Annotated in this window: 13 protein-coding genes; 1 reads left to right on the top strand and 12 read right to left on the bottom strand. The window is 52.6% G+C overall.

The genetic code is table 11. From position 1 onward, the window contains the following. Positions 1-33: 33 nt before the first annotated feature. From HRU78_03700 to HRU78_03660, 9 genes are all read right to left on the bottom strand, one after another. Positions 34-795, bottom strand: a complete 762-nt coding sequence (locus HRU78_03700) for an amidohydrolase (protein QOJ22865.1) — start codon at positions 793-795, stop codon at positions 34-36. Then, positions 785-2,161, bottom strand: a complete 1,377-nt coding sequence (locus tag HRU78_03695) for a dipeptidase (protein ID QOJ22864.1) — start codon at positions 2,159-2,161, stop codon at positions 785-787. Before HRU78_03695 ends, HRU78_03700 begins: the two co-directional genes overlap by 11 nt. A 71-nt stretch (positions 2,162-2,232) precedes the next feature. After that, positions 2,233-2,808 (bottom strand): hypothetical protein, encoded by a 576-nt coding sequence (locus HRU78_03690; protein ID QOJ22863.1) that lies wholly within the window; start codon positions 2,806-2,808, stop codon positions 2,233-2,235. 53 nt (positions 2,809-2,861) lie between these two features. Beyond that, complete coding sequence (locus HRU78_03685; protein ID QOJ22862.1) at positions 2,862-4,034, bottom strand: hypothetical protein; 1,173 nt, start codon at positions 4,032-4,034, stop codon at positions 2,862-2,864. Positions 4,035-4,104: 70 nt separating this feature from the next. Next, complete coding sequence (locus HRU78_03680; GenBank protein ID QOJ22861.1) at positions 4,105-5,379, bottom strand: hypothetical protein; 1,275 nt, start codon at positions 5,377-5,379, stop codon at positions 4,105-4,107. Between the two features lie 58 nt (positions 5,380-5,437). Beyond that, the gene (locus tag HRU78_03675; GenBank protein ID QOJ22860.1) at positions 5,438-5,995 is read right to left on the bottom strand and encodes a hypothetical protein; all 558 of its coding nucleotides are present in this window, start codon (positions 5,993-5,995) and stop codon (positions 5,438-5,440) included. A 2-nt stretch (positions 5,996-5,997) separates the two neighbouring features. Beyond that, entirely contained in the window at positions 5,998-7,284 is a 1,287-nt protein-coding gene (locus tag HRU78_03670; protein QOJ24899.1) for a hypothetical protein, read from the bottom strand. Positions 7,285-7,369: 85 nt separating this feature from the next. Beyond that, on the bottom strand, positions 7,370-8,386 hold the full coding sequence (locus HRU78_03665; GenBank protein ID QOJ22859.1) for a hypothetical protein: 1,017 nt from the start codon (positions 8,384-8,386) through the stop codon (positions 7,370-7,372). A gap of 56 nt (positions 8,387-8,442) precedes the next feature. Then, on the bottom strand, positions 8,443-9,471 hold the full coding sequence (locus HRU78_03660; protein ID QOJ22858.1) for a hypothetical protein: 1,029 nt from the start codon (positions 9,469-9,471) through the stop codon (positions 8,443-8,445). A 546-nt stretch (positions 9,472-10,017) separates the two neighbouring features. On the opposite strand from HRU78_03660, the gene HRU78_03655 reads away from it, so the two are divergent. Further along, the gene (locus HRU78_03655) at positions 10,018-10,353 is read left to right on the top strand and encodes a helix-turn-helix transcriptional regulator (GenBank protein ID QOJ24898.1); all 336 of its coding nucleotides are present in this window, start codon (positions 10,018-10,020) and stop codon (positions 10,351-10,353) included. Positions 10,354-10,426: 73 nt separating this feature from the next. On the opposite strand, the gene HRU78_03650 is transcribed toward HRU78_03655, so the two are convergent. From HRU78_03650 to HRU78_03640, 3 genes are all read right to left on the bottom strand, one after another. Beyond that, positions 10,427-12,322 (bottom strand): polysaccharide biosynthesis protein, encoded by a 1,896-nt coding sequence (locus HRU78_03650; protein QOJ22857.1) that lies wholly within the window; start codon positions 12,320-12,322, stop codon positions 10,427-10,429. Positions 12,323-12,338: 16 nt separating this feature from the next. Further along, a complete protein-coding gene (locus HRU78_03645; GenBank protein QOJ22856.1) occupies positions 12,339-13,316 on the bottom strand; it encodes a glycosyltransferase family 4 protein in 978 nt (325 codons plus the stop codon). A 102-nt stretch (positions 13,317-13,418) separates the two neighbouring features. Continuing rightward, positions 13,419-14,636, bottom strand: coding sequence for an alanine--glyoxylate aminotransferase family protein (locus tag HRU78_03640; GenBank protein QOJ22855.1), 1,218 nt, complete (start codon positions 14,634-14,636; stop codon positions 13,419-13,421). Positions 14,637-14,666 lie beyond the last annotated feature (30 nt).

The raw sequence follows: 14,666 nt of genomic DNA, 5'->3' as shown, positions 1-14,666 counted from the left end.
TATCATGTCATCAGTCGAACGCTGACCCAGCTGTTACTCTGATAGCGCCAAAAGACGCTGCTGCCTTTCGAATGGAAAAATCAGCCGCCGTGCATTGCCGCCAAGAATCAACGCCTCTTCCGCCGGCGGCAAACCGAGCAGTTTAATTTTGTAGAGCTCCAGCCCCGGATGCAGCCACGGACCGTCTGATCCGAAAATCAACTTGCCCGCCCCGGCGCGCCGGATTGCTTGCACCAAATAATCGAAACGCCGCACACCGGAGGTGTCGGCATAAACGTTTGGGTATCGCACCAACTGCTCGATCACCCGTTCGTGCGCGCGCCAGTCGTCGGCAAAACTGCCCAGGTGCGCGACGATGAAATTAACATCGGGGTACTGCGGTGCAAACATATCGATGACATGCGCCTTGCCGGCGACATCGACGATCACCGGCAAACGGAAAGCGCGGGCCGCTTCGCAAACTTCGCGCGTGGGCATCGCTTCATGGCCATGAACCTTGACGCCACGCAGCTTGAACCGCGTCACCGCCTCGTGCAGCATCTCATGCACCCGGCCCGCATCGTTCTTGGCATTAACCATTGCAAATCCGATCAAGCGTGGATGCCATCGCGCAACAATCTTCGACAATTCACGATTCGCCGCCGCGTAGTCGGTATGAAAAGCCGGAAATACCACCGTCCGTTCGATTCCGGCCCGGTGGGCGCGCCGCAAATAAGATTCCAGCGGCGCATCGGTATTCCACGGTGCTGTCAGCTGATCGCCTTGCCCGGCGTGACAATGACCATCAATCAGCATATTGCACCCCAATCGGTTTCAAGCCTTGTTTCCGGGTATGCTGCGATAGGTGGCCAAACTCCTCGAGGAAAGCCATACAGGTCAGGATACCGCGGTGAAAATTCTTCACACTGAATCTTTCATTCTGACCGTGCAGATTATCTCCGGGCGAAGCAAATCCCATCAAAACTGTCGGTATACCCAGCACATCCTGGAACTGGCTGACAACCGGGATGGTTCCACCCGAGCGCAACCAAACCGGCTCTTGACCGAATATACGCCGGTAAGCGGCTGCAGCGGCACGCATAGCCGGATTCTTCCGGTTTAGCAATACTGGACGCGCGCTGGTGTGTGTTTTAACACTGATGCGCACGGTAGACGGCGTTATGCGCTCGATATACCGGCGTACCAGTTGTTCAATTTCAGCCGGTTCCTGATCCGGCACAAGCCGGAAACTTAATTTAGCGATAGCCTGACAAGGAATCACGCCCTTCGGTCCAACCCCGCCATGCCCGCCTCGTATACCGGTAATCGCCAAGGAAGGCCGCAGTGTCACCCGTTCATAAAGAGAATAGCCCTGTTCGCCCCAAGCCGTAGATGCACCCGCTTCATGCAAGATATCCGCATCGCTTGGTCCCGTTTGCGCAAGATATCTGCGCTCACTGTTATCCCAGCGGCGAACCTTGTCGTAAAAACCCGGCACGGCGATATGCCCAGTGCGATCATACAAGCGCGCAATCACTTCGCATAAAGCCTGTAACGGATCGTGCACCGCACCGCCAAAATTACCCGAATGCAAGTCATGATCCGGTCCATGCACTTCCAATTCCAGCGCAAGTTGCCCGCGCAATGCATAGGTCAGCGCCGGCTGATCTTGACTGAGCATACGCGTATCGGACATGACAACGGCATCGGTTTGCAGCGCACGCCGATTGCGTTGAATGAACGGCAGTAAATTAGGACTGCCGATTTCCTCTTCCCCTTCTAACAGGCATTTAACGTTGACCGGAAGATGCCGGGTGGTTCTGAGCAGCGCTTCAATGGCCTTGATATGCGTAAACAATTGCCCTTTATCGTCGCTTGCACCGCGCCCATAGATAAAACCATCCCGAACAATTCCGGCAAAAGGAGGAATTTTCCACTCGCTTTCCGGTTCTGCCGGTTGCACATCGTAATGGCCGTAAATCAGGATTGTCGGTTTTCCGGTTGCGCCAAGCCATTCACCGTAAACAATTGGATGTCCGCCCGTCGGCAAAACACGCACCCGATGCAATCCGATGGTATGTAAATGCTGTGCCAGCCATTTCGCACATCGTTTGACATCCCGTGCTTTCTGCGGATCGGAGCTGACGCTGGGAATACGGATAAAGTCTTGAAGCTGTTGCACAGCCTGGGAATTACTTGCTTTTGCAAAATCGAAAGCGGATGAAAAGCTCTCAGCGCATGTACGATCAGATTTCACAAGAAAGCCTGCGGACGGCCCGTGCGGTTTTCCGTAAAAAACTGACCCAATACATAATCGATTTCGGCGCGCGCCGCGGTCAAATACCGGCGCACAAAATCATTATAAGCGGGTGTGTTGGGGCGCAATCTCCGCGCTTGTATTTCGCGGTTGAGATTGGCGTAATGGCGATCCCAAATTTCACGGATTTTGGCATTATGCAATTGACGCTGTCCGCGCTTCCGATCCCGTACCTGACTAGGCGATCGCACCCCGGCCGGCAGTTCGCGCGGAATCCCGCGCATGTTTCGGAAGCTGTTGAGCTCCGCCGAAGTAAATACACCCGGGAAACGCTCGAGCGCCTGAAGCTCGATGGCGTGATGGACTTGACCATGAGTATTCACACCAAGCCGCCGGGCATAACCCTTTTGCAGTCTGTTGAACTGTTTGCGCGCCTGGCGGGCTGCAGCAGCTTCTGACTCAAGCTCGAATGCGGCATCCAACAATTCCCGTTCGAATGCATTCCCGGATGCTTCCAACGCTCTGCCGGCCATAGCATGATCGGTTTCAAATTGCAGCCCGGCTCGCGACATTGGCATTGAGACATATGGCAACAAGAGTATCTCCCCGTCAATCGCCTACCTTATTACAACCGTCTCATTGCCATCGGCTGATTCCGCCGCCGCATTTCCGCAACCCGTGCAATTCCAGGCGAAGCATTGCTTACCGGCGGCACATCGCTGCCCCACGGCATTACCCGGTTGGCATCCATGCGCCGTGCCAAGCCCATCGATTGGGCACTGGTCAACCATTCTTCCGCAGGTTCGGCAATCTCCAGCAATAGCGCTTCAAACTGTCCGCGCTGCATTTTCATGATGTGCGGCTGCGCCAGCCAGCGCAACACTTCGCGTCCGGCGACAGCCATCCGTTGTCGCGGCGAGGTCACCAAGCGTTCGTTGTAGTAACGCACCAAAATCTCTTCGACCGTATCCCAAGCGCTGTCCGTACCGAAAAGATTTTTAACATCCTCCGCACCGAGAATCTTGAACGCTTCTTCCAGCAATTGCATCACTTCCACGCGCATCACGTTGAGGTGGCCAAAGGATGTGAATTTAAGATTGTTCCTCAAATCCAGCCCGGCCCGGCGCACGATGGCGATACTGCCGAAACTGGGATCGTAAGCACGCTCACGCATGACGTCGCTGATCCTCTTATCGCGCCAGAACAATGCCACTTGGTTAATGAAATGACCGAACTGATTGTGAAAGTCGACATTCGGAGTTGTCCCTTGCGGCACGGGCGCATTGCCGTAACCGAACGCACGGCGATATGCCATCAACCGCTCGTTCAGCGTGTAGCGCAATACATCGCGGCGATCGAATTGATACAGCAAAAACGCACCCTGACCGCTGGACAGACGTACCGCACCGGCATGAAACAATTCCTTCAGCTTGCGCACCACGCGGAACACACCGATCTTCTCATGCTGGTAGATATAGTACAGGTCACCCACGGCCACCAACCGTTCGGCAGCAACTCGCTCATCGTACTGATCGACGCCTTGTGGAATACGGGTTTTACCAAACTCATCCGCTGCATCGGGGCCCAAACCAGCCAGCTGAGACAAGCCCTTATCCGGCGGCGCCTTCGATTGCATATCCTGCTTCACCACTGCTTCCAGGATATCGTCGACCTGCTGCTTCAGCGCATCGGCCAACGCCGGATTACCCACCAGATCACCCGCAAAACGACTTGTCATCGCTTCACGCAATGCACCGATCCGGTTAATCAAATTTTGATAGTCATTTTCTTGTGCCATAGGTCTAACCCCACTTATCACTTATTGAATCTACTTACTTACAAAAAAGTTGATCTTCACTTTTTCCAGGTCATGTTGCTGTTGGCGCTAAAGACTGTTTTTTCTCGCAATCCTTGTCTTTTATTTCATCTGCAATAGCATGAGCTTCCGTAAGATAGTGCGCAATTGAGCTAAGCGCCTCAGTAACTCGACTGGCAAAAAATGCTTGTGGAAGTTTGTTGTTTATGTTTGATTGCTTAAATCCAGAAACTTTTTCCATTAAGTTTCTGAGTTCATCCAGCATTGAAGCAACCAATTTGACACCATCTTTACCGGAATTTTCGATTATTTGCGTAGCCTCGACAGCGGCAAAATGCTCAACCCAGCTCAACAAGTCGGCTACGGTAATTGGCTCAATCTTAGTAGATGGAGTAGATTCAGAAAATTTAAGAACTGTCACTTGTCGCTCCTCAGCTCCAAAAAAGACCGAATCCATGACTACATAAACTTCATGCACTGATTCGACAATCACCGCTAGTGTTTGTGAGAGACGTACGAGTTGTGTGCCCAAAAACTTATCTTTACCCGATTTAATCCGTGAGAAGAAGTCTTTCTGAGCTTCCCATGTTTGAAATAATGATTGCGTGTAATCAACCATAATAAGGAAATTAGTTAGGTTTTGTTCCTCAGCAACCGTCAGTACTTGACACCTATTCAGGCCAAAACGAGTAGCCAAATCACCCAAATGACCGCCTACCTTCTCAGTATCAATTTGGCTAGACTCTTTTCCAAGTAATTGAGTGAAATACCCACCTACTCGCTGAATCCTTGGACCACCTACTCTACCCAGTTCATTTACCAGCTCGTTTAATTCAAAGCGTACCATTGAACGCATAGATTCATTATCTTCCTTATCACTATCAGGTCGCATGGGCACCAGTCCATCTAATAGCGGTAAGGCGTGCTCAAGTGCCACTTTGGCTCTCGCATAGATACTTGCCTGTGCGCCGGTTACTGCACCTAAATCAGCCTGAACCATAAATGGGCGCGGCATCCACACCCACTCGGTACGGTCTCCAACCTCCTTTAAATCGATGGCTTTGTTCAGCGCAGCCAGAAATCCTTTCGGATCATCCTCGCGATAACGCCAGCCGAGCAAATCGCGCATCGCCCCTTGAGCTACGCTTGTCAGCGAACCGCCACCGGAAAAGCCTGCTGCTTCGCCACTTCGACTGCCACTGCTATAACCGCTGGCGTCTCTAATATTAATTGACGTTGGATAGATAACAGCTTCTTGTACAGCTTCGGCAATTTTTTTGATATCGCCGCTATCTTTTGTGTTGTTACCAGCACTATTCTTGTCCATAATCATCTCCATCCAATTGCATGCTCAATCTGTTCTATGTCGCCAGCTCTGCACCCAGTCAAGCAGCAGTACCTGCAAGTTTTGATTGATTTTCTCGCACAGTAACTTGCTGCCTAATGTCGGTATTCTGCATGAACACTAATCCTCGCATCATGCGCTGTGTCAGTTCATGCCAACAATGCAACAATTCGTCAGATACCATTTTGAGCGGTACCCAACATCGCTCCAAGGCCGTCTTGACTTCCAGGCTCCATTTACGCCACTCACGCCCACGTTCATTACCCATTTCAAGAAGCTTAGCGATAACGTCATGTGTACCAATTTTGCCGATATACTGTGCTATAAAGTGATTAACCGATGTGTGCGCCTTATACAATGCCTGCTGTGCTTGCTCCGATTGATCTGGAGATTTACTGCTCTGAACAGCTTCTAGCACATGCGCATCGATTTCCTCCAGTATGCCTAGCAAATCCGTAACTTGATCATCTAGCTGATCTATCAGAAATGGACGCTCTTTTTTCGGCATATCTTCGACAATGATTTGCAAAGTGGCAACTGCCTCCGATAAATTTGTCACCATACGCTGCAACGATTCAAATGCCGATTCCAGACTCATGGTTATCTCCTCGACAATTCGCTATAAAATTTTTCTTTGATTTTTTCCGCCGGCGCCAATTGATTATCCAGCGCAAAACGTGCGGCACCGATCAAGAAGCGCTCCGGCACGATACCGGGATCATCTCCGGTCGCTAACCGGCGAGCGGCTTCCTCGATCATGCGCTGTTCTTTCTGACCGAAGCGGTACACGTCGGCCAATGATTTGTCGCCAATCTCCTTGAAAGGCCGGTAGCACAGCGCATCGACCACCAATGCAATCGCGCGCGGCGCGCTGCGCAATAATTCCTGCGGAAGCAGACCTGGTTTCGGTGCGGGATAAAGCGATGTCCAAGCGCGCGCATATTTCTCCGCCTCCGCATCAAAACCCATGCGCCGCAGCAGTTCGACACTGATCAGCACACGCAAATAAGGTGTCGGATGCACGCCGTTCGGATCGAAGTGGTAGGTAATTTGCGGTGAACGGCCGACGACATCCATTAAAGACGCGACGATGCAAGGTCCGCCCAGCAGCAATCCGCTCAAGTCGGCGAAGGTCTCGCGGTTCCAGCGCACCCAAATCCGCGTAATATCCGGACTAAAACCGGCGCGCAACAAGGTTCGTGCGATGGCAAGCGGTACAGCACGCGACAAGCCGAGGTCGCTTTGGGTGTTATGGCTAACCTCGTGCAGCACCGCACCCAATGTCCACGGATTCACCATGCGGTGATACGGCAGCTGAATCAGCGGAAACGGGTTGTACTGCGAGCCAAGCTGGCGCAATTTGATGCCGCGGCGGTAAGTAGCCGGACCGAAACCGGTGCGCATATACGTAAACGGCGGCGGCGCCGGTACCGATTTTTCTTTACCGATACCAAGATAGGTCACCTGATAACAATCCAATGCGATGCGATCCGTGCTCAATAACCATTGACCGAAGTGCGATTGTCGCTGGCCGAATAGCTCAAAATAAAAATCCCAGATTTTCTCAATGTTTCGTACCCAGTCATGCGCATGATGTTTGTGTTCAACCAGCGCCGCAAACCGTTTTGTACTCGGCTCCCGCCTGGCGGCATTCGCCAGCAATGTCACATGGCGCGCATGCCGCTTCAATCCCGGACGCAATTTTTCCAGCAGCTGATTGACGGCCTGAATATGGCCTTCCGTGGGTGCTTCCGGCCCGGTACCGAATTCGTCGCGGTTAAAATTGCGCAGAGCTTGCGTATGCCGGGCAAGATTGAGCGCCTGCGCACGAACCCATGGTCCAAGCACTGGTTGGCTCTTACTGGTTGCATGCTGTGCCGCACTTATTTGGTCGAGCTCGCTTGGTTGGGCAAAGACAGGAGCATTCATGACAAGAAACTCGTATTAGTAAAGTCGGTAACAGAAAACCGGCTTAACGTCCACAAGCCGGGCAAACCCCAACCGGCTGGTAAGCGCAGCGGCAACCGCCGGTTGCAGGCGCCGCCATCCAGCCGGCAGCAGGAACCGTTCCATAAGGTGCTACACCGGCATTCGTGGCGGCGCGCACCGGCGCACCGGCAGGGCGGCCCAGAACCCGCCGTGTATGTTGATGGTAACGGTGATCAAGCGCCCTCGACCGCCGGTACGTTTGCACCAAAGTTTTCGGATTGCTTAAAGTCCGCACGGTCTGCTGCGCGAGCGTGCGTACCGCTTGTTGCGGTGTTATACGCTGCCCGGAAGCGATCTGTCGGCCAAGCCGGGTTATGGTTCCACGTGCGATGCGCGGCATGGCGTGCAATAGTGAACGCGTGGTCGGGTTGCGGTATAGCGTGCGCGTCATATTAGCCACACCGCGTGTCAGTTGAGGTGTAACACGTTTGATGAGTCGAGGAACGGCACGCCGCAACAATTGCCCGCCAATTTTCTTCGCCGCCATTCCACCAACTTTCTTGGCTGCTAGCCCCACCAGTTTCGGTACAATGAATTTCGCAGCCAAACCGATAAGCGGTAAGAAATGCTCCGCCGCTTCCTGTTCATTAGCCGCTTCGGCGGCGGCATGCCCCGCGTGTTCCATCATGGCGGCAAATTGAGCTATTTGTGCGGGCGAATATTCGTGCTCGAACTCATGTTCCAATTCCAGTTCACCTAACTCGCCTGCAAACTCCAATTCGCCTTCGCCGGCAATAACCGGCCACGGTTTACTTTGCCCCTTGAGCGCCGAACGCGCTGCCGCCAGAGCAATACGCCGTAATGCCTGCGAACGCCCGCTACGATCGGCCATCGCGGCTAAATGATTAAAGAATGCTTCATGCTCGGCCTGCTGCTCGTGTTCCAACTCAAACTCATGCACCAATTCGCTGGCAAGGCCGAGTTCGTGTTCAAGTTCATTGGCCAGTTCAAATTCACTTTCATTTTCAAATTCGAATTCTAATTCTGTGGCTGCAGACATGGCTTACTTCTCCTACCTTAAGTAAATGTCACTATTTTCTAGCATGCTACATGACATTAAATTGAACTTCTGCGGCGCACTGGCGCAACGACGGAACGTTGTCCCCCCACAGCTCTAGTAGCGCGAACATTTCTGCGCAGGACGGCAGCACAGTATTTCGGGCTGCTGAGTACACGCCGTGTCTGATTCGCCATCACGGCGCCTGCCAGTTTACGGGTAACCGGCCGTCCGGTGGCAGCGCCGCGTTTCAACGTACGCACGGTACGGCGCATGATCTCAGGCACCACCGGCACAAAGGCACGCGTTGCCCTGCGCATGCGTAAAATGCGCGCCAGAATTGCGGCACCACGCACCAAATTAGGCACCAGCGCACGCAAAGCCCGCCGGTCGCGCGGTGAAAGTGCAACCGTGGTCGCCGCCCCGATCAACGCTTCAGCTTCATGTTCGCTCTCGGAGAACGAAGCGTAATGTGCCATTGCCTCGGCGTGCGCTTCGTGCTCGGCCAATTCATGAGCCATTTCGTGCTCACCCAATTCATGTTCGCCTAATTCGTGTTCACCCAATTCGAATTCATGCGACTCCAGTTCGTGCATACCGCCCATTTCCATTTCGCGGATCTGCTGTGCTGCTAAAGTAGCCAGTTTTGACCCCAGCATCGCTCCGGCAGGACCGCCGAATAATCCTCCTACAGCTTTACCGGCGATAGGTGCGGCAATCCGCGCGACGCTTTTCAGCATCGGTGCGGCTTTTTTCGCAAGCCTCGCAATACGGCGGAAGATGCCGAATTGCTCGCCTTGTTCGTACTCGAACTCTAATTCACCCAACTCGTTTTCACCTTCGCCAAACAAACCGGACAGCACATTGCCAAGAAATTGCTCGCCTTGCTCATGCTCGCCCATTCCGGCTTCTGCTTCAAACTCACCCAGTTCGGTTTCAAACTCCAATTCGCCGAATCCGGTTTCAGCTTCAAACTCACCCAATCCGGCTTCATACTCTAATTCACCAAATCCGCTTTCATTTTCAAATTCGGCTTCCAATTCACTTTCGAGTTCGTTTTCAAGTTCGTATTCTTGGTTGGCTAGCATGTTTACCTCCGATTCCGCTATTGAGATTGGTAATACTTCTTCTGTGCCGGAATACTATTCCCAGAAAATTCATATCACTAGTCACGAATTATTGGGAGCTTATTCGCAGGAACTTAAATAGGGGACACTTACATGCAGTAGCGCAAAAATGTGTCGCACATACAGGTGATGTACGGAATGGAACAAGGCCGATATTATCTTGCCGGAAGTAAGTGCTGCGAATAAGAACCGAAACGATTACTGCAATTTGTTCCGGATAAAACCGATGCAGCAAGCGCTTAAGAAAAAACGATGGGACTACCTGTGACTTTTCTCACTGTCTTCTCAGTTACTTGACGCTAGCATATGCCAAGCTCAGTGCTTATTAGTGAACCAGTCAGACAGTCTACCGGCCCTGAAAACCTCGGAATACAAAAGAATAAGCCTATGGTAATGGTAGAAAAGAAAACGCTACGCCGCCGCTTAACGCCAGCAGCAAAATCTGACGAAGACCGGGCGCATTCACAGCGTGCCAAGCCAAATGAGCCCGAAGCCGATATTGCAGCAATGCTGGCAAACGAGCTGCTCAACAGTATGCGCAGCGGCAGCCATGCGCCGCCGAGCACTCCCTCTGATGTCCTTTTTGACCGCGAATTCAATGGCTACCGTGTTATCCTCATGCGCGGCGCAAGCGCCGGTGAATCCGCCGCGACACTCAGTCCGCGCGAGCAGGAAATCGCCCGGATGGTCGCCAAAGGCTATCCCAACAAAACGATCGCCGCTGTGCTCGAAATCAGCACCTGGACCGTCGGCACGCATCTGCGGCGTATGTTTGCAAAACTTGGCGTTAACTCACGAGCGGCGCTGGTGGCACAATTCATTCACTTGCGTGACGAGGAATAACATGTTGCACAGCGAAAAGAAGTGATTCTAGGAAGTCGGATTAAAAGAGCGAAAGCATTCGGGCAGGCGCATATTACTTAGCCCCCCACTCATTACTATGATATTCCGGCACCCAATTTACCAATTCATCCCGCACTTCCTGATCGCTTAATACCGAAATCTTGTTCAGCCACGCCGTCAGATCGGACAGCCACTGCTCATCGACTTGACGGGCTTGCACGATGCGTAATTTCTGATGCGGCGTCGGCAGCGTGTTTTCGCTGGTAGAGAGTAACTCTTCGTGCAGTTTTTCTCCCGGCCGCAATCCGCTGAAGACAATCCGGATATCGTCTTCCCCCAATCCGGACAAGTGGATCAGGTCATTAGCCAGATCGACGATCCGGACCGGATCGCCCATATCCAGCACGAAAATTTCCCCGCCGCCATTGGTACCACCCATTAACGCCGCTTGCAATACCAATTGCGCCGCTTCGGGAATGGACATGAAGTAGCGCGTCATATCCGGGTGGGTGATGGTAATCGGGCCGCCCTTGGCAATCTGTTCGCGAAATTTCGGTATGACACTGCCGGTGCTGCCCAGCACGTTGCCGAAGCGCACCATCACAAAACAAGTCGGGTGCGATCGGCCAGTTTGATCTGATCGAGTAGTGTTAGCCGCATTGGTTTGCTGCAAGGCTTGGCATACCATTTCCGCCAAGCGTTTGCTGGCGCCCATGACGCTGACCGGATTGACCGCTTTATCGGTCGAGATCAGGACAAATTTTTCCACGGCGAAATTGATCGCGACCTGTGCCAGCACGTACGTACCAAGCACATTGTTCAGCAGCGCCTGGCAGGCATTTTCCTCCTCCATCAGCGGCACATGTTTATAGGCGGCGGCATGAAAAACCACCGCAGGGCGGAATTGCGCGAACAATTGCGTCATGCGTGCGCGATCCTTGATGTCGCCGATCACAAACGACATGTTCATAGCGGGAAAACGCGGCAAAAATTCTTCCTGAATGCTGTAAAGCGCAAACTCGTTCAATTCCAGAAAAACGATGCGATCCGGTTCGAATGCGGCCAGCTGGCGGCACAGTTCCGAGCCGATCGAACCGCCCGCCCCCGTCACCAGAATCACTTTCCCCGTCAACAAACCGTGCAGGCCGTCATCGTCCAGAACCACGGGCGCTCTGCCGAGCAAATCGTCCAGCTGGATTTCACGGATATTCGTCACGGTTGCTTTGCCGCTGATCAAATCCGCGTACGACGGCACCGTCATCGCTTTCACGCCGATTTCCGAGCACATTTCCAAAGCCTGACGGTGTATCCGGTGGGAAACCGACGGTGTGGCGATAATCACGTGCTCAACGTTCAGTTTCTGTATCCAGTGCGGCAATTCGTCGATCCTGCCCAGCACCCGGATACCTTGCAAGCGCGTACCCAATTTGCGCGAATCATCGTCCAGCATGCCGACCACATGCCATTCACGGCTTCCTGTCAAAGCTTTGACCAGATTGACCGCGGTGCTGCCCGCTCCGATGATCAAAACCAATTTGGCCTCGTTGCTTTCCAAACCGTACAAGCGGCGCTCTTTCCAGGCGCGATAAATCATACGGCTGCCACCCATGATGAGCATCAGCAGCAAGGGCACCAGCAGGATAACGGCGCCCGGAATTTTAGCCAGCAAATCAAACAACCAGAGGATCGACACCAGCGTGGCGGTACCGGATAGCACGGCAACAAAAATCCGTTTTAAATCGGGCAGACTGGCATAACGCCACAACCCCCGGTAAAGCCCGAGCCACAAAAAAAAGCCGCCTTGAATTAGCACCACCCAAGGCAAAATTTCCAGCAACAATTGCACCGAAGCCGCGGGAATCTCAAAATTGAAACGGAGAAAATAAGCCAGCCACCACGCGGCGGCGATCGCGACAAAATCATGCGTAAAAGCAATAAACGTGCGTATTCCGTATTTTTTGAGAAACATCCTATCCCCGGTTGGATTAATTTTTTTGATTCCGGTCAGCAATAAACATGAACAACAAATAAATATTACCCCAGACCATTGCAGTCCAGCCTTGCACCCACAACTCCTGTCCGCCCGCCCATACCGCGCAACCGCCAACAGCCAGCATCAGCGCATAACCCGCTAATGCGGTATTGCGATGCCCCGCCCCGCTTTGTACCATGCGCTGATAATAGTGCTCACGGTGCGCTTGCCAGATTTTCTCGCCGCGCAATAAGCGCTTGATCAGTGTCACTGTCGCATCCACAATGAACGGCGAAAATATCAGCAGGGGTACCCACAGTGACCATAGCTGGTTAAGCCATCCCAGTATCCCCAGTGCCGCAGCCAGAAACCCAAGCGGAATGGCACCGACGTCGCCCATGAAGATACGCGCAGGATGAAAGTTGTGCAACAAAAAAGCCATTGCCGCAGCCGCTATCGAAAAATTGATCGCGGCAAAATCGCTATCGCCGGCCAAGTATGCCAACAAGCCATAGTATCCGAACCCGATTGCCGTCATGCCACCTGCCAACCCGTCCGAACCGTCCATAAAATTATAGAGATTGCACATCCAGATAACCGCTGCCATAACAAACAATGCAGCCAGCCAGCCATACGCGGTCAGCAAAAAAACTGCGGAAAACGCAGCCGCAACCAGGCTGTGTATCAATAACCGGCACCACACCGGCACATGCCGGATATCGTCCAGCAATGATATTACCATCAGCAGGCCGATACAGGCCCAGATAATGAGCGGGATCTGTGCAGAAATGCACAGCCACGTAACGGCCACACCCAATAACAAACCCAATCCGCCGGTGCGCGGAACCGGTACGGTATGCAGCGAGCGCACGTTGGGATGATCCAGCCCCCAGCCGGCTTTTCTTTTAATTAACCATGCGATGGAAAAAAATGATAAAACAAACGATAACAGCGGCGCTGTGATAATTGTCACGGGAAAATCCAACACCATAATGACCGGATTGTCCAGGATGAATCAGTAAAAAGATAAAACCACTTTCTCATCGCACAGGACAAGAAAGTGGTATGAAAAACAATTTAGCGACGTGCGCCCTTAGAACATAGGGTTAGCCGCATAACGCTGGTGAGCAGCCGCTGCTGCTGCACCACGCTGTACCTTCATGCCCATGTCGGACAAAATGGTTTCCAGCGCATTCAAGCAGAAAATTACATTCTCGACACGGCAAGATGTGCCCATCAAGCCGAAACGCCATACTTTTCCGGCAAAATCGCCCAATCCCGCGCCGATTTCCAGATTATAGTCATCCAGCAAACGGCGGCGCACTTCTTTTTCATCGACACCGGCCGGTACAAACACGGAATTCAGTTGCGGCAAACGATGTTCTTCTTTCACCACATAATTCATACCCAAGGCCGCAAAACCGGCTTTCAGCGCTTCATAGTTGTAGCGATGACGCGCCCAGGAATGTTCCAGTCCTTCTTCGTATAACATCAACAGCGATTCATGCAATCCATACAATGCGTTGGTCGGTGCGGTATGGTGATAAGTCCGAGTGGACGATCCCCAGTAATTCAGCAACAGGCTGATATCCATGAACCAGCTATGCACCTTGCTTTTACGGTTTTTCACCAGCTCGGTCACGCGCTCGGAAAAGCTGACCGGAGACAAGCCCGGCGGACAGGATAAGCATTTCTGGCTGCCGGAATAAATCGCATCGATACCCCATTCATCCACTCTGATCGGTGTTCCGCCCAGTGAAGTCACGGTATCGACAATCGTCAAGCAATTATATTTGCGTGCAATCTCACACAGGGTTTTGGCATCGGATTGCGCGCCGGTCGAGGTTTCCGCATGAACAAACGCAACAATCTTGGCGTCCGGGTTCTTTTTCAAGGCATCCTCGACTTTCTGCGGATCAACCGGCTCACCCCATTTGTCGTCGACCACCACCGCCACGCCGCCATGACGTTCCACGTTCTCGATCATACGCCCGCCGAACACGCCATTGCGACACACAATCACTTTATCGCCAGGTTGGATCATATTGACGAAACACATTTCCATGCCCACCGAACCCGGGCCGGAAACCGGGAAAGTCATACGGTTTTTGGTTTGAAACGCATAACGCATCAAACCTTTAATTTCTTCCATCATTTCCGTGAAAACAGGATCCAGGTGACCCAAGGTAGGACGCGCCATGGCATTCAGCACGCGCGGATGCGTATCCGACGGCCCAGGGCCCATCAAAACACGTTGCGGCGGATAAAAAACAGTGGCTTTTTTTTCGGGGCGAAAATCTTCGGTATTCATGAACAATCCTAAATTAATAATAGAGTCTGA

The organism is Gammaproteobacteria bacterium, from assembly GCA_015709635.1.
GTDB lineage: Bacteria > Pseudomonadota > Gammaproteobacteria > Burkholderiales > Nitrosomonadaceae > Nitrosomonas.
The sequence above is the reverse complement of the archived record's forward strand: the minus strand, read 5'-3'. Positions and strand labels throughout refer to the sequence as shown.